Source organism: Rhodoplanes sp. P11 (assembly GCF_964266735.1).
GTDB lineage: Bacteria > Pseudomonadota > Alphaproteobacteria > Rhizobiales > Xanthobacteraceae > Rhodoplanes > Rhodoplanes serenus.
Map to the genome: position 1 here is coordinate 166545 of NZ_CAXWGY010000021.1, position 23440 is coordinate 189984.

At 72.9% G+C, this 23440-nt stretch carries 21 protein-coding genes and 1 tRNA gene; 12 read left to right on the forward strand and 10 right to left on the reverse strand.

Annotated features, from left to right (window positions below):
- Nucleotides 1–85: 85 nt before the first annotated feature.
- The 6 genes from ACFQUV_RS23585 (at nt 86) to cobJ (ending at nt 7457) form a co-directional block, all read left to right on the forward strand.
- Nucleotides 86–655, forward strand: coding sequence for a DUF1636 family protein (locus tag ACFQUV_RS23585; RefSeq protein ID WP_378395857.1), 570 nt, complete (start codon nt 86–88; stop codon nt 653–655).
- A 9-nt stretch (nt 656–664) separates the two neighbouring features.
- Nucleotides 665–1702, forward strand: a complete 1038-nt coding sequence (cobW, locus tag ACFQUV_RS23590) for a cobalamin biosynthesis protein CobW (protein ID WP_129608625.1) — start codon at nt 665–667, stop codon at nt 1700–1702.
- The gene (gene cobN / locus ACFQUV_RS23595) at nt 1702–5031 is read left to right on the forward strand and encodes a cobaltochelatase subunit CobN (RefSeq protein WP_129608626.1); all 3330 of its coding nucleotides are present in this window, start codon (nt 1702–1704) and stop codon (nt 5029–5031) included. The genes cobW and cobN overlap by 1 nt, the downstream gene beginning before the upstream one ends.
- Nucleotides 5028–5666, forward strand: a complete 639-nt coding sequence (locus ACFQUV_RS23600) for a precorrin-8X methylmutase (RefSeq protein ID WP_129608627.1) — start codon at nt 5028–5030, stop codon at nt 5664–5666. Before cobN ends, ACFQUV_RS23600 begins: the two co-directional genes overlap by 4 nt.
- Before the next feature lie 277 nt (nt 5667–5943).
- Nucleotides 5944–6675 (forward strand): precorrin-2 C(20)-methyltransferase, encoded by a 732-nt coding sequence (locus tag ACFQUV_RS23605; RefSeq protein WP_129608628.1) that lies wholly within the window; start codon nt 5944–5946, stop codon nt 6673–6675.
- Nucleotides 6672–7457, forward strand: a complete 786-nt coding sequence (gene cobJ, locus ACFQUV_RS23610) for a precorrin-3B C(17)-methyltransferase (protein WP_129608629.1) — start codon at nt 6672–6674, stop codon at nt 7455–7457. Before ACFQUV_RS23605 ends, cobJ begins: the two co-directional genes overlap by 4 nt.
- Here cobJ and ACFQUV_RS23615 read toward each other — a convergent pair.
- Both ACFQUV_RS23615 and ACFQUV_RS23620 read right to left on the reverse strand, forming a co-directional pair.
- A complete protein-coding gene (locus ACFQUV_RS23615) occupies nt 7418–8203 on the reverse strand; it encodes a cobalt-precorrin-6A reductase (protein ID WP_129608630.1) in 786 nt (261 codons plus the stop codon). The two genes, cobJ and ACFQUV_RS23615, sit on opposite strands and share 40 nt — an antisense overlap.
- 3 nt (nt 8204–8206) lie before the next feature.
- A complete protein-coding gene (locus ACFQUV_RS23620; protein ID WP_129608631.1) occupies nt 8207–9298 on the reverse strand; it encodes a cobalt-precorrin-5B (C(1))-methyltransferase in 1092 nt (363 codons plus the stop codon).
- Between the two features lie 46 nt (nt 9299–9344).
- On the opposite strand from ACFQUV_RS23620, the gene cobA reads away from it, so the two are divergent.
- Nucleotides 9345–10133, forward strand: coding sequence for a uroporphyrinogen-III C-methyltransferase (cobA, locus tag ACFQUV_RS23625; RefSeq protein WP_129608632.1), 789 nt, complete (start codon nt 9345–9347; stop codon nt 10131–10133).
- 70 nt (nt 10134–10203) lie between these two features.
- Here cobA and ACFQUV_RS23630 read toward each other — a convergent pair whose 3' ends face one another.
- The 3 genes from ACFQUV_RS23630 to pdxA form a co-directional block, all read right to left on the reverse strand.
- Nucleotides 10204–11457: an MFS transporter gene (locus tag ACFQUV_RS23630; protein WP_378395861.1), complete on the reverse strand. Its 1254-nt coding sequence runs from the start codon at nt 11455–11457 to the stop codon at nt 10204–10206.
- Nucleotides 11458–11542: 85 nt separating this feature from the next.
- Nucleotides 11543–12868, reverse strand: coding sequence for a four-carbon acid sugar kinase family protein (locus ACFQUV_RS23635; RefSeq protein ID WP_129608633.1), 1326 nt, complete (start codon nt 12866–12868; stop codon nt 11543–11545).
- The gene (pdxA, locus tag ACFQUV_RS23640) at nt 12865–13896 is read right to left on the reverse strand and encodes a 4-hydroxythreonine-4-phosphate dehydrogenase PdxA (protein ID WP_129608634.1); all 1032 of its coding nucleotides are present in this window, start codon (nt 13894–13896) and stop codon (nt 12865–12867) included. The genes ACFQUV_RS23635 and pdxA overlap by 4 nt, the downstream gene beginning before the upstream one ends.
- A 517-nt stretch (nt 13897–14413) precedes the next feature.
- Between pdxA and ACFQUV_RS23645 the strand changes: the two genes are divergently transcribed.
- Together ACFQUV_RS23645 and ACFQUV_RS23650 are read left to right on the forward strand one after the other, a co-directional pair.
- Nucleotides 14414–15187 (forward strand): DeoR/GlpR family DNA-binding transcription regulator, encoded by a 774-nt coding sequence (locus ACFQUV_RS23645; protein WP_244601534.1) that lies wholly within the window; start codon nt 14414–14416, stop codon nt 15185–15187.
- A gap of 156 nt (nt 15188–15343) precedes the next feature.
- Nucleotides 15344–15428: transfer RNA gene (locus ACFQUV_RS23650), tRNA-Tyr, on the forward strand.
- Nucleotides 15429–15580: 152 nt separating this feature from the next.
- Here the strand turns inward: ACFQUV_RS23650 and ACFQUV_RS23655 are convergent.
- Complete coding sequence (locus tag ACFQUV_RS23655) at nt 15581–15793, reverse strand: hypothetical protein (protein ID WP_129608635.1); 213 nt, start codon at nt 15791–15793, stop codon at nt 15581–15583.
- Between the two features lie 428 nt (nt 15794–16221).
- Between ACFQUV_RS23655 and rlmB the strand changes: the two genes are divergently transcribed.
- On the forward strand, nt 16222–17112 hold the full coding sequence (gene rlmB / locus ACFQUV_RS23660; RefSeq protein WP_129608636.1) for a 23S rRNA (guanosine(2251)-2'-O)-methyltransferase RlmB: 891 nt from the start codon (nt 16222–16224) through the stop codon (nt 17110–17112).
- On the opposite strand, the gene ACFQUV_RS23665 is transcribed toward rlmB, so the two are convergent.
- The 3 genes from ACFQUV_RS23665 to ACFQUV_RS23675 form a co-directional block, all read right to left on the reverse strand.
- The gene (locus tag ACFQUV_RS23665; protein ID WP_129608637.1) at nt 17079–17798 is read right to left on the reverse strand and encodes a hypothetical protein; all 720 of its coding nucleotides are present in this window, start codon (nt 17796–17798) and stop codon (nt 17079–17081) included. The genes rlmB and ACFQUV_RS23665 overlap by 34 nt on opposite strands.
- Nucleotides 17799–17827: 29 nt before the next feature.
- Nucleotides 17828–18223: a hypothetical protein gene (locus ACFQUV_RS23670; RefSeq protein ID WP_129608638.1), complete on the reverse strand. Its 396-nt coding sequence runs from the start codon at nt 18221–18223 to the stop codon at nt 17828–17830.
- Nucleotides 18224–18456: 233 nt separating this feature from the next.
- Nucleotides 18457–18951: a hypothetical protein gene (locus ACFQUV_RS23675; protein ID WP_244601535.1), complete on the reverse strand. Its 495-nt coding sequence runs from the start codon at nt 18949–18951 to the stop codon at nt 18457–18459.
- 300 nt (nt 18952–19251) lie between these two features.
- Here ACFQUV_RS23675 and ACFQUV_RS23680 point away from each other — a divergent pair, with 300 nt between their 5' ends.
- Both ACFQUV_RS23680 and ACFQUV_RS23685 read left to right on the forward strand, forming a co-directional pair.
- Nucleotides 19252–20892: an MFS transporter gene (locus ACFQUV_RS23680; RefSeq protein ID WP_244601536.1), complete on the forward strand. Its 1641-nt coding sequence runs from the start codon at nt 19252–19254 to the stop codon at nt 20890–20892.
- A 96-nt stretch (nt 20893–20988) separates the two neighbouring features.
- Complete coding sequence (locus ACFQUV_RS23685; protein ID WP_129608639.1) at nt 20989–22527, forward strand: glycosyltransferase family 39 protein; 1539 nt, start codon at nt 20989–20991, stop codon at nt 22525–22527.
- Here the strand turns inward: ACFQUV_RS23685 and ACFQUV_RS23690 are convergent.
- On the reverse strand, nt 22469–23287 hold the full coding sequence (locus tag ACFQUV_RS23690) for a phosphatase PAP2 family protein (RefSeq protein WP_129608640.1): 819 nt from the start codon (nt 23285–23287) through the stop codon (nt 22469–22471). The two genes, ACFQUV_RS23685 and ACFQUV_RS23690, sit on opposite strands and share 59 nt — an antisense overlap.
- Nucleotides 23288–23440 lie beyond the last annotated feature (153 nt).

The following is a 23440-nucleotide window of genomic DNA, read 5'->3' on the forward strand; positions in this document are numbered from 1 at the left end:
CGGAGGGTCTGTCGGCCGATCGGAGTGCAGGTCCGCTCGCCGCTCGCATCGGAGGCCACCGCCTCCGTACGATGACGGGCATGGCATGAACGACCCCCCCTTCCCCGCCGCCACAGGTGCGACTCGGCTGGATGCGCCTCCTCCGGATGTGCCCGCGACGCTGTTCGTCTGCGTCACCTGTCGGCTCGCCCCCGACGAGACGGAGCCGCGCGCCGGCCGCCGGATGCACGACGCCATGGTCGCGGCGCGGCAGCGCCATCCCGACGCCGCTCGCCTCGCCGTCGTTCCGGTCGAGTGCCTGTCGAACTGCAATCGCGCCTGCACGGTCGCCTTCGCGAGCCCCGGCCGCTGGACCTATGTGCACGGCGATCTCGCGCCGGAAGCAGCCGACGACGTCGTGGCCGGGGCCGTCCTCTACGCCGGTACGGCCGACGGGCTGGTGCCGTGGCGCCAGCGTCCCGAGCGCCTGCGCAAGGGCGTGATCTCCCGCGTGCCGCCGCTGCCGGAGCACGGCACTTCTCCCTCTCCCCGCCCGCGGGGAGAGGGTCGGGGTGAGGGGCAGCCTGGCGCGACCGTTTCGCCCCCTCACCCTGCCCCCGTACTTTCGGCGCGTGGCCCGACCTCTCCCCGCCCGCGGGGAGAGGAAGCGACCTGAGAGGACCCGATGTCGCTGGAAAAAATCCCCGTCACCATCGTCACCGGCTTCCTGGGTGCCGGCAAGACCAGCCTGGTCCGCCACCTGATGGAGAACCCGCAGGGCCGCCGCCTCGCCGTGCTGGTCAACGAGTTCGGCGACGTCGGCATCGACGGCGAGATCCTCAAGGGCTGTGCCGATCCGACCTGCCCGGCCGACGCCATCGTCGAGCTGACCAACGGCTGCCTGTGCTGCACGGTCGCCGACGAGTTCGTGCCGACCATCACGGCGCTGCTCGCCCGCCCGACGCCGCCCGACCACATCCTGATCGAGACCTCCGGCCTGGCGCTGCCGAAGCCGCTGCTCAAGGCGTTCGACTGGCCGGACCTGCGCACCCGCATCACCGTCGACGGCGTCATCGCGGTCGCCGATGCCGAGGCGGTGGCGGACGGCCGCTTCGCGCCCGATCCGGCGGCGGTCGCCGACCAGCGCCGCGCCGACGAGAGCATCGATCACGACACCCCGCTCGGTGAGGTGTTCGAGGATCAGGTCGCCTGCGCCGACATCGTCATCCTCAACAAGACCGATCTCGTCGACGCGCCGGCGCTCGTCAAGGCGCGCGACACCGTGCAGGCCGAGCTGCCGCGGAGAATCCCGGTGGTCGAGGCGCGCGAGGGCCGCGTCGATCCGCGCGTCGTGCTCGGACTCGGCGCCGCCGCCGAGACCGATCTGGAGGCACGGAAGACTCATCACGAGGACCACGAGGCGCACGACCACGACGACTTCGAGACCGTGGTGGTGACGCTGCCCGAGCACGCCTCGGCGGACGCCGTGGTGGCCCGGGTCGAGGCGGTCGCCCGCCAGCACGGCGTGCTGCGCGCCAAGGGCTACGTGGCGATCACCGGCAAGCCGATGCGGCTCCTCGTGCAGGGCGTCGGCACTCGCGTGCGGGCGCAGTTCGACCGGCCGTGGCCGGCCGAAACGCCGCGCCTCTCCCGCCTCGTCGTCATCGGCGAGAAGGGCTTCGATCAGGCCGCGGTCACCGCCGCGTTGCAGAGCCCCGCCTGATGCACATCCTGCTCCGCGAGAAGCACGGCCTGGAAGAAGCGGCGGCCGCCGAGGATCTCGGCCAGTCGCCCGCCGATCTCGTCGTGCTGTCGTTCGCGGACAGCGATCTCGGCGCCTTCGCGGCGGGCTGGCGCGCCGGGCGCGACGCGCTGCCGAGCCTGCGGCTCGCCAATCTGGCGCGACTCCAGCATCCGCTGTCGGTCGATCTCTACATCGAGAAGACGCTGTCGGGCGCCCGCGGCATCCTGATCCGTCTGCTCGGCGGGCTCGACTACTGGCGCTACGGCGTCGAGCAGGTGCGGGCGCTCGCCGCCGCGAAGAGCATCGCGCTGGCAATCGTGCCGGGCGACGGGCGCGACGACCCGCGGCTCGACGCGGCGTCCAACGTGCCGGCCTCGACGCTGCGCCGGCTGCGCGCGCTCTGCGACATGGGCGGCCCGCGCGCCGCGCAAGGCGCGCTCGCCCAGCTCGCCCTGGCCTCCGGCCTCTCCGCCGTGCCGCTGCTCGGCGTCAAGGCGCTGCCGCGCCACGGCTTCTTTCCCGGCGATCCCGCCGCCTGCCCGGTCGCGTCGCCCGCTCCGGGCGACGCCCCGCGGGCGCTCGTCGTGTTCTACCGGGCGCTGGTGGCCGCCGACGACACCGCGCCGGTGGCGGCGCTGGCCGAGGCGCTGGCGGCACGCGGCCTGGTGCCGGTGCCGGTGTTCGTCGGCAGCCTGAAGGAGCCCGACACCCGCGCCTGGCTGCGCGATCAGCTCGGCCGCATCGCCCCCGACGTGATCGTCAACGCCACCGCCTTCTCGGCGCGCGATGCCGACGGCGGCCCGTTCGACGAGGCCGACGCGCCGGTGCTTCAGGTGGCGCTGGCCGGCTCGTCGGAAGCCGCCTGGACGGCGGCCGAGCGCGGCCTGTCGCCGTCCGATCTCGCCATCCATGTGGTGCTGCCGGAGATCGACGGCCGGCTGTTCGCCGGCGCCGTCTCGTTCAAGACGCCGGAGCCGCCCGACCCCGATCTCGGCTTCGCCCGGGTGATCCATGGTCCGCAACCGGAGCGCGTCGCCGCGGCGGCCGAGCGGGCGGCGGCATGGGCGCGGTTGCGGCGCACGCCGCGGGCGGCCCGCCGGCTCGCTCTGGTGCTGTCGGCCTATCCGGGCCGCGACGACCAGATCGCCCACGCGGTCGGGCTCGACGCGCCGGCGAGCGCCGTCGCGGTGCTGCGTCTCCTGTCCGACGCCGGCTACGCGGTCGCCGACGCGCCCGCCGACCGCGGCGCGCTGGTCGGCGGCCTGCTGGCCGAGACCGCGACGTGGCCGCTCGCCGACTACGTGGTGGCGCTCGCCGACCTTCCGGCGCCGTTGCGCGACGAGCTGTTCGCCCAATGGGGGGCGCCGGAGAGCGATCCGGCGGTGCGCGACGGCGTCGTCCGGTTCCGCGCCATCCGTTGCGGCGACGTGATCGTGGCGGCGCAGCCCGAGCGCGGCGCCCGCGCCGACCGCGCCGCCGAGTATCACGATGCCCGCCGGCCGCCACGGCACGGCTTCGTCGCCTTCCATCTGTGGCTGCGCCGGGCGGTCGGCATCGATGCCCTCGTCCATCTCGGCGCCCACGGCACGCTCGAATGGCTGCCCGGAAAGTCGGTGGCGCTGTCGGGGGCCTGCTGGCCCGACGCGCTGCTCGGTCCGATCCCGGTCGCCTACCCGTTCATCGTCAACGATCCCGGCGAGGCGGCGACCGCCAAGCGCCGGCTCGGCGCTGTCACCATCGGCCACATGACGCCGCCGCAGCGGCGCGGGCCTCTGCCGCCGGGGCTGCACACGGTGGAACGGCTGCTCGACGAGTACTCCAACGCCGACGGCCTCGACCCGCGCCGGCGCGAGCGGCTCGCCCGTGACATCGTGGCGGCCGCGCATGACAGCGGGCTCGACCGCGACTGCGGCGTCACCGACGACATGGCGCCGCGCGACGCCGTGGTGAAGCTCGACGCCTTCGTGTGCGACGTGAAGGCGACGCTGTTCTCCGACGGCCTGCACGTCTTCGGCCAGCCCCCTGCGCTCCCCGACGACCGCGAAAACCTCGATCTCGACGGGATGGATTTCGACGCCTGCGCGGCGGCGGAGCGCGACGGCCTGCTCGCCGCCCTCGACGGCCGCATGGTGGCACCCGGGCCGGCCGGCTCGCCCTGGCGCGGCCGCCGGGACGTGCTGCCGACCGGCCGCAACCTATTCGCGGTCGATCCGCGGGCGGTGCCGAGCCGCGCCGCCACCGTGCAGGGCGAGCGCCTCGCCGACGCGCTGCTGACCCGCCATCTCCAGGATCACGGCGACTATCCGAAAAGCCTGGTGGTCGACCTGTGGGGCTCGGCCACCATGCGCACCGCCGGCGAGGAGTTCGCCATGGCGCTGCGGCTTCTCGGCGTTGTGCCGGTATGGGACGACACGTCGGACCGGGTGCGCGGCTTCGAGGTGCTGACGCTCGCCCAGCTCGGCCGGCCGCGCATCGACGTGACGCTGCGCATCTCCGGCCTGTTCCGCGACGTGTTCCCGACCTTGCCGGTGCTGTTCGAGCAGGCGGTGGCGGCGCTCGCCGGACGCGACGAGCCGGCCGACGAGAACCCCTATGTCGGGCGCGACGCCGGCCCGCGGGTCTTCGGGCCGGCACCCGGCGGCTACGGGGTCGGGGTCGCCGAGGCAGTCGATGCGCTCACCCCCGAGACGGTGGCGGCCGCCGCCGAGGCGTGGCTCGCCGGCAGCGCCTATGCGTACGGGGCGGCCGACGACGGCACTCCGGCGCGCGCCGCCCTGGAGGCCCGCACCGCCACGGCCGACGCCTTCGTGCACACCCAGGATCTGCCCGAGACCGACCTCTTGATGGCGCCCGACTACGCCGCCCACGAGGCGGGCTTCGCGGCGGCGGCCCGGGCGCTCGGCGGGCGACCGGCGCTCTATCACGCCGACTCGGCGCGCGCCGACGATCCGCGCATGCGCACGCTGCCCGAGGAGATCGCCCGCGTGGTACGGGGGCGCGCCGCCAATCCGCTGTGGGTCGCCGGCCAGATGCGCCACGGCTTCCGCGGCGCCGCCGAGATCGCCTGGACGCTCGACCAGATGGCGCTGTTCGCGCACCTCGCCGGCGCCGTCGAGAGCCATCACTTCGACCTGTATTTCGATGCCACCCTGGGCGACGACACGGTGCGCGACTTTCTCGACCACGCCAATCCGCACGCCGCGGAGGCGATGCGCCGGCGCTTCCGCCAGCTCGTCGAAGCCGGCTACTGGACGACGCGCCGCAACAGCGCCATCGAGGCAATCGCGCCGACGGAAACCACCGCATGACCACGACGAGCCCGCATGTCTACGAGAAGGACGGCGCCGCCATCTACCGGCGCTCCTTCGCCATCATCCGGGCCGAGGCCGACCTCGCCCGCTTCGCGCCCGAGGAGGAGACCGTCGCGGTGCGGGTGATCCATGCCTGCGGCATGGTCGAGATCGCGCCCGACATCGTGTTCTCGCCCGGCGCTGCCGCCGCCGGCCGGGCGGCGCTCGCGGCCGGCGCGCCGATCCTGTGCGACGCCCAGATGGTCGCGCACGGGGTGACGCGCGCCCGCCTGCCGGCGCGGAACGAGGTGATCTGCACGCTGTCCGATCCGGCCGTCCCGGCGCTCGCGGAAAAACTCGGGACGACCCGCACGGCGGCCGCCATGGCCCTGTGGCGCGACACGCTCGGCGGCGCCGTGGTGGCGATCGGCAACGCGCCGACCGCGCTGTTCCGCCTGCTGGAGATGCTCGACGAGGGTGCGCCCAAGCCTGCCATGGTGATCGGCATGCCGGTCGGCTTCGTCGGCGCCGCCGAATCCAAGGAGGCACTGCTGGCCGACGGCCGCGTGCCCTGCGTGATCGTGCGCGGCCGCAAAGGCGGCAGCGCCATGACGGCCGCCGCCGTCAATGCGCTCGCGAGCGACCGGGAATGAGTGGCTTCCTTTTCCCATCCATCGTCATGCGCGGGCTCGACCCGCTCGCCGCAGTCCGGTTTCCCTCTCCCCGTGAGCGGGGAGAGGGTGGCTCGCCGCCACGCGGCGCGCCGGGTGAGAGGCCGCCGCGCCACGAATCCTGCCGACACCCCCCCTCCCCCGGCGCCGGCGGCGCCGACCTCTCCCCGCCCGCGGGGAGAGGTTCAATCCCCCGCCGACCCGCCCCGCCGGCGGGGAGAGGTCGCGGCGAGCGCCCTGCCCTCGACCGGAGCCGCCCATGACGGCGCCCGGCAGCGTCTTCGGCGTCGGGCTCGGCCCGGGCGATCCGGAGCTGATCAGCCTCAAGGCGGCGCGGCTGATCGCGGCCGCGTCCGTCGTCGCCTATTTCTGCAAGGCCGGGCGCACCAGCAACGCCCGCACCATCGCGGCCGGTCTCCTGCCGGCCGGCGTCGCCGAGATCGCCATGGCGTATCCGGTGACGACCGAGATCGACGTCGCCGATCCCGCCTACAACACGGCGCTCGCCGCCTTCTACGACGCCTGCGTCGCCCGCCTCGCGGCCGAGACCGCAGCGGGCCGCGACGTCGTCGTGCTGTGCGAGGGCGACCCCTTCCTCTACGGCTCGTTCATGCATCTCTACACCCGCCTGCGCGACCGGGTGCGGGTCGCGGTGGTGCCCGGCATCCCCGGCATGGCGGGCTGCTGGACCGCCGCCGGCACGCCGATCACCTGGGGCGACGACGTGCTCACCGTCCTGCCCGCCACCCTCGACGAGGCGACGCTGACCCGCCGCATGGGCGACACCGACGCCCTCGTGGTGATGAAGCTCGGCCGCAATCTGCCGAAGGTGCGCCGGGCGCTCGCGGCCGCCGGCCTCGTCGACCGCGCCGTCTATGTCGAGCGCGGCACCATGGCGGGCGAGCGCGTCGTCCGTCTCGCCGACAAGGACGACGACACGGCGCCCTACTTCGCCATCGTGCTGGTGCCCGGCCAGGGGCGGCGGCCATGACGGCGCCCGCCGACACCGGATGGCTGGTGATCGCCGGGCTCGGACCCGGAGCGGCGCGCCTCGTCACCCCGGAGGTGAGCGACACCCTCGCCGCCGCGACCGACTTGGTCGGCTACGGCCCCTATGTGGCGCGGGTGCCGGCGCGCGAGAACGTCGTCCGCCACGGCTCCGACAATCGCGAGGAGATCGACCGCGCCCGCCTGGCGCTGCGCCTCGCCGCGGAGGGGCGCCGCGTCGCGGTGGTCTCGTCGGGTGATCCCGGGGTGTTCGCCATGGCGGCCGCGGTGTTCGAGGCGATGGAAACCGGCGATCCCACCTGGCGCGGCCTCGACGTGCGGGTGCTGCCCGGCGTCACCGCCATGACGGCGGCGGCGGCCCGCGCCGGCGCCCCGCTCGGCCACGACTTCTGCGCCGTCAATCTCTCCGACAACCTCAAGCCCTGGGATCTGGTCGAGCGCCGGCTGACGCTCGCCGCCGAGGCCGATTTCGTCATCGCGCTGTACAATCCGGTGTCGAAGGCGCGCCCCTGGCAGCTCGGCCGCGCGCTGGAGCTGCTGCGCACCGTGCGGGCTGCCGACGCGCCGGTCGTGTTCGCCACCGCGGTGAGCGAGGCGCACGAGCGCGTCGACACCGTGCGGCTCGCCGACGCCGACCCGACCCGCGCCGACATGCGCACGCTGGTGATCGTCGGCTCGTCGCAGACCCGGCTGATCGTCCGCCCTGGCGGCCGCGCCGCCTTCGTCTACACGCCGCGCTCGGCGCCCTCGGCGGGGACCTCGTGACCGAGCCAGCGCATCACCGCCGCGACCGTCTCGACTGCGGGACGCGGCTGAATCCGGGGCCGCCGCACCATGACGACGGGCAGCCCGAGCGCGCGCGCCGCCGCGATCTTGGCCACCGCCGCGGTGCCGCCGGCGTTCTTGGCCACCACCACCTCGCTGCCGTGCCGCTCCAGCATCGCCTGGTCGCCGGCGACGTCGAACGGCCCGCGGGCGACGATCACCCGAACATGCGGCAGCGGCAGCTCCCCTCTCGGCGGATCGACCAGACGCACCAGGTAGTCGTGCTGCGGCCGTCGCGCGAACACGTCGAGGTGCAGGCGGCCGATGCCGAGAAACACCTTGCGGGGCGTCTCGCCGAGCGCGTCGGCCGCCTCGTCGAGGGTGTCGACGTCGATCCACAGGTCGCCGTCCACCGGCCGCCACGGCGCCCGCTCCAGCGCGAGCAGCGGCGTCCCGGTCGCCGCGCAGGCCGCCACCGCGTTGCGGCTCATCTGCGCCGCGAACGGATGGGTGGCGTCGACCACCCGGTCGATCCGCTCGGCGCGCAGATAGGCCACGAGGCCGTCGCGGCCGCCGAAGCCGCCGACCCGATACGGGATCGGCGGCGGCGCCGGGTTTTCGGTGCGCCCCGCATAGGACAGCACCGCATCGATGCCGGCGAACCGTGCCACCACCTCGGCGAGCCGGCGCGCCTCGCTGGTTCCTCCGAGGATCAGCACGCGCAGGCGTTTCCCGTTGCCGGCCATCATCTAGCTCCGCACCACCGGCGTCCGCGCCAACAGGCCGCCCGCCCGGTCGAACACCGCGACGTCGACCCCCACCGGCGAGCCTTGCAAGACCCGCGCCGCCGTCGCGACGGCACGGTCCGCCACCACGGCGGCAATATCGAGTCCGGCGGCCCGCGTCTGCTCCAGCGCGTCGAGCGCCGTGTTGGCGACAGCGATCCGCTCGGCGAGCGCGGGCGGCGCGCCGGCCTCGGCGGCGAGCCGCGCCAGATGCCCGAGATCGACCGCCCCGGCGCGCGAGTGCAGGTCCAGGAGCCCCTGGGACAGCTTCGTCATCTTGGCGAATCCGCCCGCCACGGTGACGCGGTCGACCGGATGCACCCGCAGATACTTCAGCAGGCCGCCGACGAAGTCGCCCATGTCGATCAGGGCGATCTCGGGCAGACGGTCGAGCGCCGCGATGGCGGCCTCCGAGGTCGACCCGGTGGCGCCCGCCACATGGTCGAGCCCGGCCGCGCGGGCGACGTCGATGCCGCGGTGGATCGAGTGAATCCACGCGGCGCACGAGAACGGCATGACGATGCCGGTGGTGCCGAGGATCGACAGGCCGCCGACGATGCCGAGCCGCGGATTGAGGGTCTTGCGCGCCAGCGCGTCGCCACCCGGGACCGCGATCTCCACCGTGACGTCACCGGCCGCGCCGGTGGCGGCGCAGACCTCGGCGACGGCGGCGCGGATCATCGCCCGCGGCACCGGGTTGATGGCCGGCTCGCCGGGCGGCAGCGGCAGGCCGGCCCGGGTGACGGTGCCGACCCCCTCGCCGGCCCGGAACATCACGCCGGCGCCCGCCGCCGCCGGGCGGACGGTGGCGACGATCAGCGCGCCGTGGGTGACGTCGGGATCGTCGCCGGCATCCTTGATCACCCCGGCCCGGGCGAAGCCGTCGCCGCGCTCGGCCGTCGCCAGCGCGAAAGCCGGACGGCCGCCGCCCGGCAGCGTCACCGCCACCGGGTCGGGGAAGCGACCCGTCACCAGCGCCTCGAACGCCGCCCGCGTCGCGGCGGTCGCGCAGGTGCCGGTGGTCCAGCCGCGCCGCAGCGGGGAATTCTCCGTCATGGCCGGCACTATAGGGGCGCGCCGCCGGCAAGTCAGGACATCCGCCATGGCTGACGCACCCGATACCGCTCCCGCCGCGACCGGACACATCACGCTCGTCGGTGCCGGGCCGGGCGACGCCGACCTCCTGACGCTGCGGGCGATCGACCGCCTGCGCGCCGCCGACGTGGTGCTCTACGACGATCTCGCCAGCGGCGCCGCCCTCGCCCATGTGCGCGACGACGCCGAGCAGATCGCGGTCGGCAAGCGCAGCGGCCAGCACGCCCCCAAGCAGGCCGAGGTGAGCCGCCTGATGGTCGCCTACGCCGCCATGGGCCAGCGGGTGGTGCGGCTGAAGTCCGGCGACCCGGCGATCTTCGCCCGCGCCGACGAGGAGATCACGGCGGCGCGCGCCGCCGGCATCCCGGTCGAGATCGTGCCCGGCGTCACCACCGCGACGGCGGCGGCCGCGCTGGTCGGCAGCGCGCTGACCAAGCGGCTGGTCGCCCGCCGGGTCCAGTTCGTCACCGCCCACGAGGTGACCGGCGGCTTACCCGACGACCTCGACCTCGCCGCCCTCGCCGACGCCGCCGCCACCACCTGCGTGTTCATGGGCAAGGCGACCTTCCCGGCGCTCGCCGAGAAGCTGTTCGCCCGCGGGCTGTCGCCGGAGACGCCGGCCGTGGTGGTGGAGAATCTGGGTGTCGCCGCCCCCGGCGTCATCGTCGGCACGGTGGCGACCGTGGCGGCCCGCCTGCGCGACGCGCCGCCCCCCGGACCGTGCATGATCCTCTATGGCGCGGCGCTCGCCGACGCCACGGCGCCGGCGCTGCCGGTCGCTCCGGCGGCGACCTGAGACGCGGTGGACGGAACGGAGCCCTCGCCCGGTCCGGCGATCCGCGGACCGCCGGCCGTCTCGATGGACCTCAGGCGGTCAGCGCCCGCGCCCGCCCCCAGATGGCGATCACCACGACACCAAGGAGCGCGATCGCGGCCGAGACCCCGAAGGTGAGCACCCACGACTTGGTCTGGTCGATGATGATGCCGACCGTCAGCGGCGCGAAGATGCCGGAGGTGTTGGCGATGAAGTGCACGAAGCCCATCACGCCACCGAGCCGTACCGCCGGGATGGTGTCGGAGATCATCAGGAAGTACTGGCTGCCGGTGAGATAGAGCAGGAACACCACCGCCGACATCAGCGCGACGGCGGCGGTGACGCTGGTGACCAGCCCGATGCACCCCATCAGCACCGCCGTGAAGAACAGGCCGACGATGATGACGCCGCGCCGCGCCGCCGCCGGCTTGCCGGTCTTGGCGGCGATCCAGTCGGTGAGGAAGCCACCGAGCATGAATCCGACCATGCCCAGCAGCCAGGGCAGCGTCCCGACCACGGCCACGTCCTTGATGTGGACGCCGCGCGCATCGACCAGGTAGACCGGGAACCACGACAGGAAGGTGTACAGCACCCAGGCGTAGCCGAAGAACGCGAAGGCGGTCGACAGCACGTGCGGGCGGCCGATGTAGTACCAGATCGAGTGCGCGGTGGCGGCCGTTTCGCTGGCGCCGGTGGCGCCGATCGCCGCCGCCTGCGCCCGCATCTCTTCCCGCTCCTCCGCGGTCGCCCACGGATGCTGGTCGGGACCGTCGCGCATCAACACCCAATAGCCGACCGTCATGATCAGGCCGAGCACGCCGAGCACGAGGAAGGGGGTGCGCCAGTCGCCGCTGAAGGCGATCAGGCCGGCGACCAGCGGCGTGCCGATGGCGCCGCCGAGCGGCGTCGACCCCTGGGAGATGCCGACCGCGGCGCCCATCTGGCGCTGCGGGAACCAGTTCCGCATGGTCTTCACCGTCACGGCGCCCTGTGGACCCTCGCCGAAGCCGAAGAAGAAGCGGATGATCAGGAAGGTGATGTAGCCGGTGCCGGCCGCCGTCAGCGCCGTGAACAGGCTCCACCAGCCGACCGCGGCCCCCATCACGACGCGCGGCCCGTACTTGTCGGAGAGCCAGCCGCCGATGAAGCAGAACGGCGCATAGCCGACGAAGAAAATGCTGGAGATCAGGCCGAACTCGGTCTTGGTCAGGCCGAACTCCTGGATGATGGTCGAGCCGGCGACGCCCAGCGCCGCCCGGTCGGCATAGTTGAGCACCAGGAGCAGCGACGTGATTCCGAGAATCATCCACCGGATCGGAATCCGTCGCCTCCCCTCACGCACACCCGACGCGACCTTCGCGTCCAGCTCCTGTGTCATCGCGTTCTCCTGATCAGCCCTTCGCGGCCGCTTGCGGTGCTTCGGACGCCGCCCGGCACACGGCCGGGTCGGCTCGGGTCGGACCCGCCGTGCTCGGTGCGATCCCGTTCTGGGGGTGACCGCGCCCCGGCAGGCTGTCCCGCAGGCAGCGGCGGGCGACGCTCAGAGCGTCCTCGCCGCCGAACGAACCCGGCTTGGTGATGAACCACAGGCCGTCCCACGGTCCGCCGTGCACGCGCATCAGCGGCACACCGGGGCCGAGCTCGCGGGGGGTGAGGCGCAGCCCGTGCGCCTCGATACGTGCCAGCAGCGCGTCGGCGGTCGACCCGCCCGACACGACGACGCCGGCCACACCGGGCAGCAGCGATTCCGCCAGCGCCGCCACCGCCTGCTCCATCGCCCGCGCGGCGTTCCCGCTGGGCGGGCTGGAGAGCCGGCGACCCGATTCGCCGAGGGTGTCGGGCCGGGTGCAGAGGACGACATCCTCGCCGCGGTCGAGCGCCGCCCGCGCCTGCGGGCCGACATCGGGCGCACCGACGGTGAGGCAGACCGCGCCCTCGCGGGCGAGCGCGAGCACCTGGGTGCGGGTCGCCTCGCTGAGCGAGCCGGCGATCACCAGCAGCGGGTCTCGCCGAGGTGCCGGCAGCAGGCGAGCGACGGCCTCCCCGAGCCCGTAGGTCCCGAAGAAGACCCGAATGCCCGCCGCATGGGCGGCGCCGACCGCGCGCACGAGATCGTCCGGGGTCTCGGCGTCGGCGACGGTGATCGCGTCGCGCCAGCCGTGGCGGAGCGGGCCGGCCGCCCGCAGGGTCGCGAGATCGAGCAGACGAACCGGCCGGCCGCACCCGGTGAAGAACGCGGCGACCTCGTCGGTCTCCAGCGTGGCGCCCGGGTCGAGGTCCGGCAGCGCCTCGGCCAGCGGCCGGCCGCCGGCCCGCTGGCGCCCGCCGACCGTGGTCCGCCCCGCCTCGGGCGAGGCCGTCGCCACCAGCGCCTCGGCGGCACCGAGCGCCGCCATCAGGGCTGCGGCCTCGGCCGCGATCGGGCCGCGCAGCAGGCTGTCGAGCTTCTTGACGACGATGTCGGGCGCTCCCGCGCGCCGGCCGGCCATCCCGTCGCACAGGCGCGTCACCGCCTCGCGCAGGATGGCTTCGGCCTCCTCCGGCGCCCGGTTGCGAGTGTCGGTCGACACGACGAGGACGTCCGCCGCGTCGCCGGCCACCGCGTCGAGCTGCGACGATCGCACCATCAGGGTGTCGAGCCCGTGGCGGGCGAACTCGGCGCCGACGCTGTTGCCGCCGGAGAGATCGTCGGCGAACATGACGACGCGCGGGGTCATGATCGGCGCGCCCCGGTGGAGGCCGCCCGCTCGGCCCGCTTGGCGGCGAGTTCGGCGGCGAGCAGCACGGCGCGCGCCATCACGTCGGCGCGGGCGCTCCCCTTCCAGGCGATGTCGTAGGCGGTGCCGTGCCCGGCGGTGGTGCGGATGATCGGCGTGCCGGCGATCACGGTCACGTAGCCGTAGCGCTTGAGCGGGATCACCCCCTGGTCGTGATACATGCCGATCAGGCCGTCATAGGCCCCCTGGTCGGCCTGGTGATAGACGCTGTCGGCGGGACCCGGGCCGTCGATGCGCAGACCTTCGCCACGCAGGCGCTCGACCACGGGGATGACGTGCTCGATCTCCTCGCGGCCGAACAGCCCACCGTCGCCGGCGTGCGGATTGAGCCCGGCGACGACCAGCCGCGGCTTCTCGATGCCCCACAGGTCGCGCAGCGCCGCCACCGCTTTGCGGATCACCAGCTCCATCCGCTCGCGGGTGACGAGCGCGATCGCCTGGGCCAGCGACACGTGCGACGACACCAGGAATACCCGCATCTTGCCGCCGGTCAGTATGGTGAACGGGTCCGACGATCCGGTCTCCTCGGCGAAGATCTCGGTCTGGCCCGGATAGAGCTGGCCGGCGGCGTGCATGGCCTCCTTGTTGGTCGGCGCCGAGGCGACCGCGGCGATCTCGCCCGCCATCGCGAGCCGGGCGGCCCGGCGGATGTACTCCACGAAGGCGCGCCCGCAGGCGGCGCTGATCTGGCCCGGCACGACGTCGGCACGCGCGATGTTGGCGAGGTCCAGCACCTCGATGGTGCCGTCACGGAAGCCCGCCTCGGCCACCGAGCCGACCGGCGCGATGGTGGACGAGGACCCGGCGACGGCAGCCGCCTCGCGCAAGATCGCGGCATCGCCCACGACGATCGGCCGGCAGGCGGCCCGCACCTCCGGCCGGTCGAGCGCCTTGACCACGATCTCGGGACCGATGCCGGCCGGGTCCCCCATGGTGATGCCGATGACCGGCTTCGTCGCTGTCGTCATGATCCGACCCTCGCGCCCGCCGGGCGCCGCCTGTGTGAATGGAACTGAGCTTTTCGACGGTCCGCCGCGGTGCGGCGCCGGAGTCGCCGCCCGGCCGGCCACGCGCCCACCCGCCGAGATCGCGATCGGATCGTGAACGACCGACAGAGACGCGCCGCGCGGAGCGGGCATGGCTCCTGCCGGCGGCTCGGCGCGAGGGCTGCCGTCTCTCCCACGAGGTGCTGTTCCGACCCCATCAAAGCACCACTTCCTGGTTGTTATTGTTCGTTTGTGTTTGTTTATGTTCTAAGATGTACATAAATGTCCGATCTGGCGTCAACTGGGTTTTTTCCGGATGCTCGAAGGGCCACCGGCGACACGATCCGCCGTCGCGGCCGGCCGACGCCCCATTCGTCCGGGTGCCGGGCGACACCGGCTCGCGCTCGGCCTGCCGGCGTGGAGCAGGTTCCGCAGCGGTCTTTCGCGGCCGCCAACGCCGTGCAACATCGTCCGCTTGGTCGACTCGGAGGACGACAGGGTGCTGCGCGACGAACGGATGAACCGGATTCTCGGGGCTCTGAAAGGCGGGCAGACGCGCAGGACCAGCGAGCTCGCAGCCGCCTTCGGGGTCTCCGAGATGACCCTGCGGCGCGACCTCGACTATCTCGATGCCGCCGGCCTGATCCGCCGGCTACGGGGCGGCGCCGTCGGCCTCGAGGGCGGCGATCCCGGATTCGGGCGGCGGGCGCAGCAGAACACCGGGGAGAAGCGCCGGATCGGCCGTGCCGCAGCCGCACTGGTCCAGCCCGGTGCGTCGATCTACCTGGACGCCGGGACGACGGCGCTGGAGGTCGGCCGCGCCCTGGTGGAGCGGGCCCGGACGGACCCCACCTTCACGGCGCGGATCACCACGCCGGCCGTCAATATCGGGGCCGAGCTGGCCGGGATCGACACCCTCAAGGTTCACCAGCTCGGCGGCCAGATCGATCCGACCACGATGGCGGTCACCGGGGCGACGCTGGTGCACGACCTCGGCCAGATGAACTTCGACCTCTTCTTCATGGGGATCACCGGCATCGACCCGGACCGGGGGCTGACCAACAGCAGCCCGTTCGGGGTCGAGGCCAAGCGCACCGCCCTCGCCCGCACCCGCGAGACCTGGGTGGTGGCGGACCACGGCAAGTGGCGGCAGATCAGCGCCTATCAGGTCGCCGCGCTGGGCGATGTCGCCGGGCTGATCGTCGATGTCGATCCGGCCGATCCGCTGCTCGGCGAGATGGCGGCCGCGCTGCCCGCGGTGCGGCCGGCCTGACGAAGCGCAACTCCGCCGTGGCGACGGCGCGGCCTGGTTTTTCGTGTTGACACCATTGGGGTCGCCACCCATAAGAACGGCCCCGGCAGTCGCGTCCGGCCACGATCGGTTTTCGATCGTCCGGTCTTCGTTCACCACGGAGCGCGACCGCGGAGCGGGGGAGTGTCCCGAGCGGCAAAGGGGGCGGACTGTAAATCCGCTGGCTATGCCTTCGTAGGTTCGAGTCCTACCTCCCCCACCATCCCTCCTCCCACCACTCGCCGTTCCCACGATCTCCGGGCCGCCCATGGCGCCACCGGCTCGACCGACGTCGCGGCGCAGCCGGCGCCGGCGCGCAGCCGTGATGCGGGAGCGGAGCGGCCGTAGGGCCGCAACGCCGCCGTGACGGCCGGATCAGCAGCGATGGCGCTCGTGATCGCGCGCGTCGTGCTGCTCGTGCGTGTGGAGCTCGTCCGGCTCGATCAGGCCGAAGGCGCACAGGGTCTCCCTGGCCTCGTCGGAGATTGCGCGCGGCGAGCGGCGGAACGTGTCCAGGATGGCCAGGACGGCAGTCGGCGGCTCGTCGCAGCGGGCGTGACAGTGGCGGTCGTTGGTGACGGGGGTCATGCGTGTCTCTCTGCTCTTTGCGTGCGATCTGGCACTCGAAAGGCGCGAGGAGTTACCACCAATCGGCAAAACGTCAAGTCAACGACTGTTACGTTCCGCCGGCCCGACTGGATCAGCCATTCTTCCGCCGCACCGCGTCTCGTCGTTACATGCGGGAGAGACAGACCTGCTCTGTCGAGATCTGTGAACTTACCTGTCATGAGGATGGACGCTCGGCGGTGTCTCGCCCTCGATACACTACTTTTGTTGGGGGAGATCGGAGATCGGCCCGCGACCCGCCGTCGGGGAGGCGCCCGGGCCGAGATCGCCGCGCGGGTGATCGATGCCGCATTTTCTGCGGCGGGCGGTGTCCTCCTCGCCCGAAAATGTCTAGGACAGGCTCGCCCCGCGCCGCCGTGCCGGGCTCTCCTGCCGATCGAGATCCTGCCATGCCCGACCACGACCGCCCGAAGAAGCCCTTCCAGCCCGGCGCCAAGCGCCCGCCCCGCGCCGGCCGCCCGGGCGGTCCCGACAAGGCGCCGTGGCGGCGCCCCGCGGCCGGCGGCAAGCCGGGTGGCGGCAAGCCGGGCGGCCGCCGGCCGTTCCGGCCCGAGCCGCGCGACCGTGACGGCCCGGCGATTCTCTACGGCTGGCACACCGTGAAGGCCGCGCTGGAAAACCCGGACCGCCGCTTCCACCGCCTGCTCGCCACCGAGAACGCGGCGCGCCGTCTCGCCGACGACGGCGTCCCGCTGCCGATCCAGCCCGACATGGTGCGCCCGGAGACGATCGCCGCCATCGTCGGCCCGGAGGCGGTGCATCAGGGCCTCTTGGCCGAGGCCGACCCGCTCGACTCCCCCGACCTCGCCACCCTGGCGCCCGAGGGCGTCGTGCTGGTGCTCGACCAGATCACCGATCCGCACAATGTCGGCGCCATCCTGCGCAGCGCCGCCGCCTTCGCGGTCGCCGCCGTGGTCACCACCGCCCGTCACAGCCCGGAGGCAACCGGGGTGCTCGCCAAGGCGGCCTCCGGCGCCGTCGATCTCGTGCCGATGGTGACGGTCGGCAACCTCGCCCGGGCCCTGACCACCCTGAAGGACAACGGCTGGATGACGGTCGGGCTGGACAGCGCCGGCGACGCCGACCTTGCGGCGACGCCACTGCGCGGCCCGCTCGCCCTGGTGGTCGGGGCCGAGGGCAAGGGCCTGCGCCAGCTCACCCGCACCACCTGCGACGCGGTCGCCCGCATCGACCTGCCGGGCCGCATCACCAGCCTCAACGTGTCGAACGCGACCGCGCTGGCCCTCTACGTGGCGACCACCCGGCTGGCCGGAGCCTGATCGGTCGCTGGGGCGACATCGCTCACGGTGAAGAAGTCGATGGGGCCGAGCCCGAACAACGCGAGCTTCGCCCGCACGCGCAGCGGCACCACCTCGGGCCGGAACGCCGGCCGACCGGCGAACAGCGCCGACCGCCGCGGATTCACGTAGATCACCCGGATGTCGCGCGGCTCCGCCCTGGCGGCCGCCTCGATCTGCTCGGCGACCCGGTCGAGCACGGCGGCCGTGAACGGGTTGTAGAAGAACAGCACGAGATCGCCGGATGGCAGCGTGTAGTCGGCCGCGTTGACGTTCACCACCGTGATGGTTCGGCAGGCCAGCCGGTCCATTGGATAGGCCGCGACGTTGTCGCAGGCCTCGGCATGCAGCGTCTGCGAGAACTCGACACCGACGCAGGCGGCGAACGGCAGCCGGGCCGCCGTCAGAACCGCCCGCCCCCGCCCGGCGCCGTAGTCCACGAAGGTGAAGCGCGTCGGATCGATCCGCAAGGCGGCGAGCGCCCACAGCAGCGGCAGGCGGGGAAACGCCTCGTAGCGGCGATCCTGGAACTGCCCGGGGGAGCCGACGACGTCGTCGGGCGTCACCGTGCGGCTCTGCCCAGTCGGCCAGCGCTCCATCGCATCGCACGCCCGATCGTAGGCGGCGTAGTGGAGCAGCACCTTGGTCTGGCGAGAATAGTAGCCCACGCCGCAGCCCCGCCGGTGTGACGACGCCGTCAGCGCGACGGGACGGTCGGGCCGGGCTGGTCGACGCTGGCGACCCGCCGAACGTCGATCACCTTGGCGCCCACCTTGGCGCCCGGCCCGAGATAGCCGTAGCGTCGCGGCGGATAAGCATAGGGCCGCCGATACGGCCCGACGGGCGCGTAGACCGGACCATAGGTGTAGGGATAGCGGTGCGCATAGGCGTCGCCGCCCTCCGAGAAGGTCGGCACCGCATAGACGCCGGCGCCGCGGTAGACCGGCCCCTGGTTGACCACGTAGATCGGCGGGCGCGCGCCCGCAGGATCGAGCACATAGCCGATCGGCGGCGCCACAGCCCCGTAGACGATCACCGGCCCGGGGCCGCAACAGCCCTGCTGCGCCATCGCGGCCGGAGCGGACAGTCCCATGGCCGCCATCACGCCGGCCCAGAGAAGACCAGCCCGAACGACGCCGGCTCGAGCGACGGCGGTCCCCATCCCGTGATGCCCCCCCTGATGCCCCGCATCCCGCATCGGTCGTTCCTCTCGCCTATCCGCTCGCCGCCGGATCGCGACTCGTCCGATCCGCCGGATGACGCCAGTTTAGGACCCGCGGCACGCCGCGGACAGTCACGGTCTCGTCGGTTGCGGACGCCGCACCCTCACCAGCGACCACGGCCGCCCGGCGCCACCACCACCCCGGGCATGTCGTACGAGTAGTCCGGAGGCATGATGGTGGCCGGCAGCGGCTGCGACTCCGCATGCCACGACTCGTGGAACGGCTCGGCCGGCCGCGGCGGCAGCCGCGCCGCAGGATCGTATTCGAGGCGCCCGAGGCGCGGCTTCTCGGCCGAGGTCGGATAGAAGTGCTCGGGCCGGTAGCCCCATCGATAGTTGCGCCGAGCACCGGGGCCGGGCCCCAGCCACAGCGGCTTGATGACGGTCGGCGCAATCCAGCCGGGCCGGTACAGCCCCCAGTCGCTCTCGACCACCGCGTAGGACGCCTCGCGGCCGTTGATGAACACCGGCACGTCGCGGCGACCCGGGATGACGATCACCGGACCGTTGTCCTGGGCCCGCGCCGGCTCGCCCGGGGCCACCGCCAGCCCCGCCGCCGTGATCGCCATCAGCCCCAAGAGTCTCGTGCGTCCGGCCATGCCGCCTCCCCGGGTCGGTCCCGGCGCGGCCGCGCCGCGCTCGTCTCGTCCCGAGCACAACCCAAGAGGATCAAGAATCCGCTGGCTGCGAGCGGCCGGACCGGCGATTTCCCCCGGTAACCCTAACGAATCCCGGATGAGCACGGCGCCGCGCCCCGTTCGACTTTCGGCCAGCGCGGAAATCCGGACGAGACTCGCGGGAACCGCCGCCTTACACCTGTCGTGGAACCCGGGGGCGCGCGTCGTCCGACCCACCGGAAGCGATCAGAACAGCGACGCCACCCCATTCCGAGGAACACCATGGTGGGCCAGACCCGGATTTCGGCGCGCGGCGCCGGCATGACCAAGGACGAGAAGTTCGTCATCTTCGCCTCGTCGCTCGGCACCGTGTTCGAGTGGTACGACTTCTATCTGTACGCCACGCTGGCGCCGTTCTTCGCGGCGCTGTTCTTCCCGCCCGGCAACGACACCGCCGCCCTGCTGTCGGCCTTCGCGACCTATGCGGCCGGCTTCCTGGTGCGGCCGTTCGGGGCGCTGGTGTTCGGCCGCATCGGCGACCTGGTCGGCCGCAAGTACACGTTCCTGGTCACCATCGTCGTGATGGGCGGCGCCACCTTCATGGTCGGCCTGCTGCCGACCTTCGAGACCATCGGCTGGGCGGCGCCGCTGCTCCTCGTGGTGCTGCGGCTGGTGCAGGGGCTGGCGCTGGGCGGCGAGTATGGCGGCGCGGCCACTTACGTGGCCGAGCACGCCCGGCCGCGCAATCGCGGCTTCGCCACCAGCTTCATCCAGACCACCGCGACGCTCGGCTTCTTCCTCGCCCTCATGGTGATCGGCGGCTGCCGCCTCGTGATGGACGCCGAGAGCTTCGCCACCTGGGGCTGGCGCATCCCCTTCATCGTTTCGCTGGTGCTGCTCGTGCTGTCGATCTGGATTCGCCTGCGGCTGGACGAGACGCCGATCTTCCAGCGCATGAAGGAGCAGGGCAAAGGCTCCAAGGCGCCGCTGACCGAGAGCTTCTTCCGCTATCCCAACAACAAGTACGTGCTGCTGGCGCTGCTCGGCGCCACCGCGGGCCAGGGCGTGGTCTGGTACACGGGCCAGTTCTACGCGCTGTTCTTCTTGCAGATCACGCTCCAGCTCGACTACGTGCTGGCCTATCTGCTGGTCGGCGTCTCGCTGATGGTGGGGACGCCGCTGTTCATCGCCTTCGGCTGGCTGTCGGACCGCATCGGCCGGCTCAAGATCATCATGCTCGGCTGCCTCTTGGCGGCGCTCACCTACATCCCGCTGTTCCAGGCCCTCACTCAGGCGGTCAATCCGGACCTCGTCGCCTTCCAGGAACGCGCCGCGGTGACCATCGCGGCCGACCAGTCGACGTGCCGGGTCCATGTGTTCGTCGGGCCATGGTCGAGCTTCTCGGACTGCGACCGCGCCCAGGACTTCGTCACCAAGCTCGGCGTCTCGTTCCGCCGCGTCGACACCCCGGGCGGGCCGGTCACCCTGACGATCGGCGACACTCGGGTGGACGGTTGGAGCCAGGCGCGCTGGCAGGCCGCCTTCGAGGGCGCCGGCTATCCCACCTACGCGGACCCCGGCAAGGTGAGCTGGCTGAAGGCCGAGCTGGTGCTGCTGGTGATGGTGCTCTACGTCACCATGGTGTACGGCCCGATGGCGGCGTTCCTGGTGGAGCTGTTCCCCACCCGCATCCGCTACACCTCGATGTCGCTGCCCTATCACATCGGCAACGGCTGGTTCGGCGGCATGCTGCCGTTGCTGACCACCGCCATCGTGGCGGCGACCGGCGACATCTATGCGGGCCTCTGGTACCCGATCGGCGTCGCCCTGACGACGCTGGTGATCGGCACCGTCTTCCTGCGCGAGACCAAGGACATCGACATCGCCACCGGCTCCGGGGTCGACAGCTCGCGGCGGGGGTGAGGCAGGCCGCCGCTCGCCCCAGCGGCGCCCTCCCCTTCATTGAATAGCCTCGGTGCGGCTGCTAGACGGGGCGGCCCTGGAGCCATTGGCCGCCGCATGCCCGACACGTTCGCCTTGAAGACCCCGCTCGCCGCCGTGGCGCCCCCCAGGCCGGAGCGCAAGCCGCTGACCCGGCTGCCGCTCCTCCTGGCGATCCTGGCGGCGCTGACGGCCCTGCGGCTGATCGGGCTGCGGCTGTCGATCGTCGATCTCTTCTACGACGAGGCGCAGTACTGGTCGTGGGCCCAGAACCTCGCCTTCGGCTACTACTCGAAGCCGCCGCTCCTCGCCTGGATCATCTTCGGGGCCGAGCGGGTCTGCGGCAGTGCCGAATGGTGCGTGCGCGCCGCCTCGCCGGTGTTCTACTTCGGCACCAGCCTCGTGGTGTACGCCATCGGCCGCGCCGCCTATGAGGAGCGAGTCGGCTTCTGGGCCGCCCTGATGACGGCGCTGACCACCGGCGCCGCCTTCTCGTCGCGCATCATCTCGACCGACGTGCCGCTGCTGTTCTGCTGGGCCGTCGCGCTCTATGGCTTCGTCAAGCTGCTGGAGGCGCCGCGCTGGCGCCACGCGATCCTGCTCGGCGTCGCCGCCGGGCTCGGGCTGCTCGCCAAATACGCCATGGTGTTCTTCGTGCCGGGCGTGGTGATCGCCGCCGTGGCGAGCCCGCGGGCGCGGGCGCTGCTGCGCGGCCCGCATCTGTGGGTGGCGCTCCTGATCGCCGCCGTGGTGGTGTCGCCCAATATCGCCTGGAACGCCTCGACCGGCTTCATCACCTTCAAGCACACCGGCAGCCTGGTGACCGGCGAGGAGACGCAGTGGAGCGCGCTGCGGGCACTGGAGTTCCTGGCGGCGCAGTTCGGCGTGTTCGGGCCGGTGATCTTCGCCGTGATGATCGTCGTCACGGTGCGGCTCCTGCGCGGGCGCCTGGGCGAGATGGACCGGGTGATGATCGGCTTCTGCCTGGTGCCGATCGCGGTGATCACGGCGTTCGCGTTCACCGCCAAGGCGCACGCCAACTGGGCCGCGGTCGCCTTCGTGTCGGGCGTGGTGGTGGCCGCTGCGACCTTGGTGCGGGAGCGCGCCCGCGGCTGGATCGCCGCCAGCCTGGTGATCGGCGTGGTGGCGCAGGCCGGGCTCCTGATCGGCGACACCATTGCGGACCGGGTGGCGGTGCCGGGCCTGCGCAACCCCAACCCCTATGCCCGCACGCTCGGTTGGCGCGACTTCGCCGAGAAGGCCGCCGCCACCGCCCGGGCCGCCGGCGCGCGCGCCATCGTCAGCGATTCGCGCGGCGAGCTCGGCGCCCTGCTCTACTATCTGCGCGACACCGGCATCCCGGTGCTGTCGTGGCGCACCGAGGAGATCCCGTCCTTCGACCTCGGCAGCCCCTACACGGCGCAGACGCTCGGCCCGGTGCTGCTGGTGACCGTCTGCCCCGACCCGCGGCGCATCGCGGCGCATGTCGAGCGGGTCGAGCCGCTCGGGCTGGTCGCCACCGGCCAGGGCACCGGCGGGCCGCGCGGCTTCCGCGCCTTCAGGCTGAACGGGCCACGCGATCCCCTCGGCCCGCTGGCGAACTGTCCGGACCTGTGAGCGGCGTCGGCTGGCCGGGCCGCATCACGACAACGTAGAGAACCCACACGGTCAGCGCGGTCAGCACGCCGGACAACAGCACGTCGGAGGCGAAGTGGCCGCCCATGGCGATGCGCACGCCGCCGACCACCACGGCCCAGGCGAGCACGACCGCGATGCCGAGCGGACGCAGCGACGCCGGCAGCAGCAGGGCGGCGGCGAGCAGCCAGGTGGCGCTCGACATCTCCCCCGACGCGAACGAGCAGTTCGAATCGCAGCCTCCGAACGGGCTCCACCACGGCACGAAATCGAGGGTGCCGCCGAACGGCGTGACCTCGATGGGGCGCGGCCGGCCGCCATGCGGCTTGAGGATGCCGTTGACGATGAGGCCGGGCGCCACCGCGAGCGTCGTCAGCACGAACAGGGCGGCGCGCAGCGACAGTGCCGCGGGCAGCCGCAGCGCAGCGATACGCGGCGCCGCGAGGCGGACGATCAGGACCACGCCGGCCGCGATCGCCACCAGGCGCACGATCATGTCGTTGACGTCACGCACCGTCTGCAAGGTCGGATCGTAGGCATAGGGCCAGACGCGACGGGCGGGGTCGTAGACCAGGGCGGTGATGGCGAGATCGAGCTGCGGGACCAGACCGAACACCAGGCCGGCCGCGGCACCGACCGCGAGGATGGCGAGAAGCGCAAGCCGGGCCGAGCGACCCGGCGGATACGGCTGACCGAGCGCCGTCACGGGCACCCGGGGTGAGAAGTCGGTCTGGCGGGCCATCGTCACTCCGGCAAGTCGTCACTCCGGCGGGTCCGTGCGGGCCGGGCCGCGGGGGCGGTCCCAGGGGCAAGCCACGCACGACATCGCCGGCGGATCGGCCGGACCGACTTAAAGCAAGTCCCGCCCGCCGGCGGAAGGGGCCGGCGGCGGCAT

Excerpts from the sequence above, each read along its gene's own strand:
- ACFQUV_RS23585 (WP_378395857.1), top strand. The coding sequence starts at position 86 with ATGAACGACCCCCCCTTCCCCGCCGCCACAGGTGCGACTCGGCTGGAT.
- cobW (WP_129608625.1), top strand. The coding sequence starts at position 665 with ATGTCGCTGGAAAAAATCCCCGTCACCATCGTCACCGGCTTCCTGGGT.
- cobN (WP_129608626.1), top strand. The coding sequence starts at position 1,702 with ATGCACATCCTGCTCCGCGAGAAGCACGGCCTGGAAGAAGCGGCGGCC.
- ACFQUV_RS23600 (WP_129608627.1), top strand. The coding sequence starts at position 5,028 with ATGACCACGACGAGCCCGCATGTCTACGAGAAGGACGGCGCCGCCATC.
- ACFQUV_RS23605 (WP_129608628.1), top strand. The coding sequence starts at position 5,944 with ATGACGGCGCCCGGCAGCGTCTTCGGCGTCGGGCTCGGCCCGGGCGAT.
- cobJ (WP_129608629.1), top strand. The coding sequence starts at position 6,672 with ATGACGGCGCCCGCCGACACCGGATGGCTGGTGATCGCCGGGCTCGGA.
- ACFQUV_RS23615 (WP_129608630.1), bottom strand. The coding sequence starts at position 8,203 with ATGGCCGGCAACGGGAAACGCCTGCGCGTGCTGATCCTCGGAGGAACC.
- ACFQUV_RS23620 (WP_129608631.1), bottom strand. The coding sequence starts at position 9,298 with ATGACGGAGAATTCCCCGCTGCGGCGCGGCTGGACCACCGGCACCTGC.
- cobA (WP_129608632.1), top strand. The coding sequence starts at position 9,345 with ATGGCTGACGCACCCGATACCGCTCCCGCCGCGACCGGACACATCACG.
- ACFQUV_RS23630 (WP_378395861.1), bottom strand. The coding sequence starts at position 11,457 with ATGATTCTCGGAATCACGTCGCTGCTCCTGGTGCTCAACTATGCCGAC.
- ACFQUV_RS23635 (WP_129608633.1), bottom strand. The coding sequence starts at position 12,868 with ATGACCCCGCGCGTCGTCATGTTCGCCGACGATCTCTCCGGCGGCAAC.
- pdxA (WP_129608634.1), bottom strand. The coding sequence starts at position 13,896 with ATGACGACAGCGACGAAGCCGGTCATCGGCATCACCATGGGGGACCCG.
- ACFQUV_RS23655 (WP_129608635.1), bottom strand. The coding sequence starts at position 15,793 with ATGACCCCCGTCACCAACGACCGCCACTGTCACGCCCGCTGCGACGAG.
- rlmB (WP_129608636.1), top strand. The coding sequence starts at position 16,222 with ATGCCCGACCACGACCGCCCGAAGAAGCCCTTCCAGCCCGGCGCCAAG.
- ACFQUV_RS23670 (WP_129608638.1), bottom strand. The coding sequence starts at position 18,223 with ATGGGACTGTCCGCTCCGGCCGCGATGGCGCAGCAGGGCTGTTGCGGC.
- ACFQUV_RS23675 (WP_244601535.1), bottom strand. The coding sequence starts at position 18,951 with ATGGCCGGACGCACGAGACTCTTGGGGCTGATGGCGATCACGGCGGCG.
- ACFQUV_RS23680 (WP_244601536.1), top strand. The coding sequence starts at position 19,252 with ATGGTGGGCCAGACCCGGATTTCGGCGCGCGGCGCCGGCATGACCAAG.
- ACFQUV_RS23685 (WP_129608639.1), top strand. The coding sequence starts at position 20,989 with ATGCCCGACACGTTCGCCTTGAAGACCCCGCTCGCCGCCGTGGCGCCC.
- ACFQUV_RS23690 (WP_129608640.1), bottom strand. The coding sequence starts at position 23,287 with ATGGCCCGCCAGACCGACTTCTCACCCCGGGTGCCCGTGACGGCGCTC.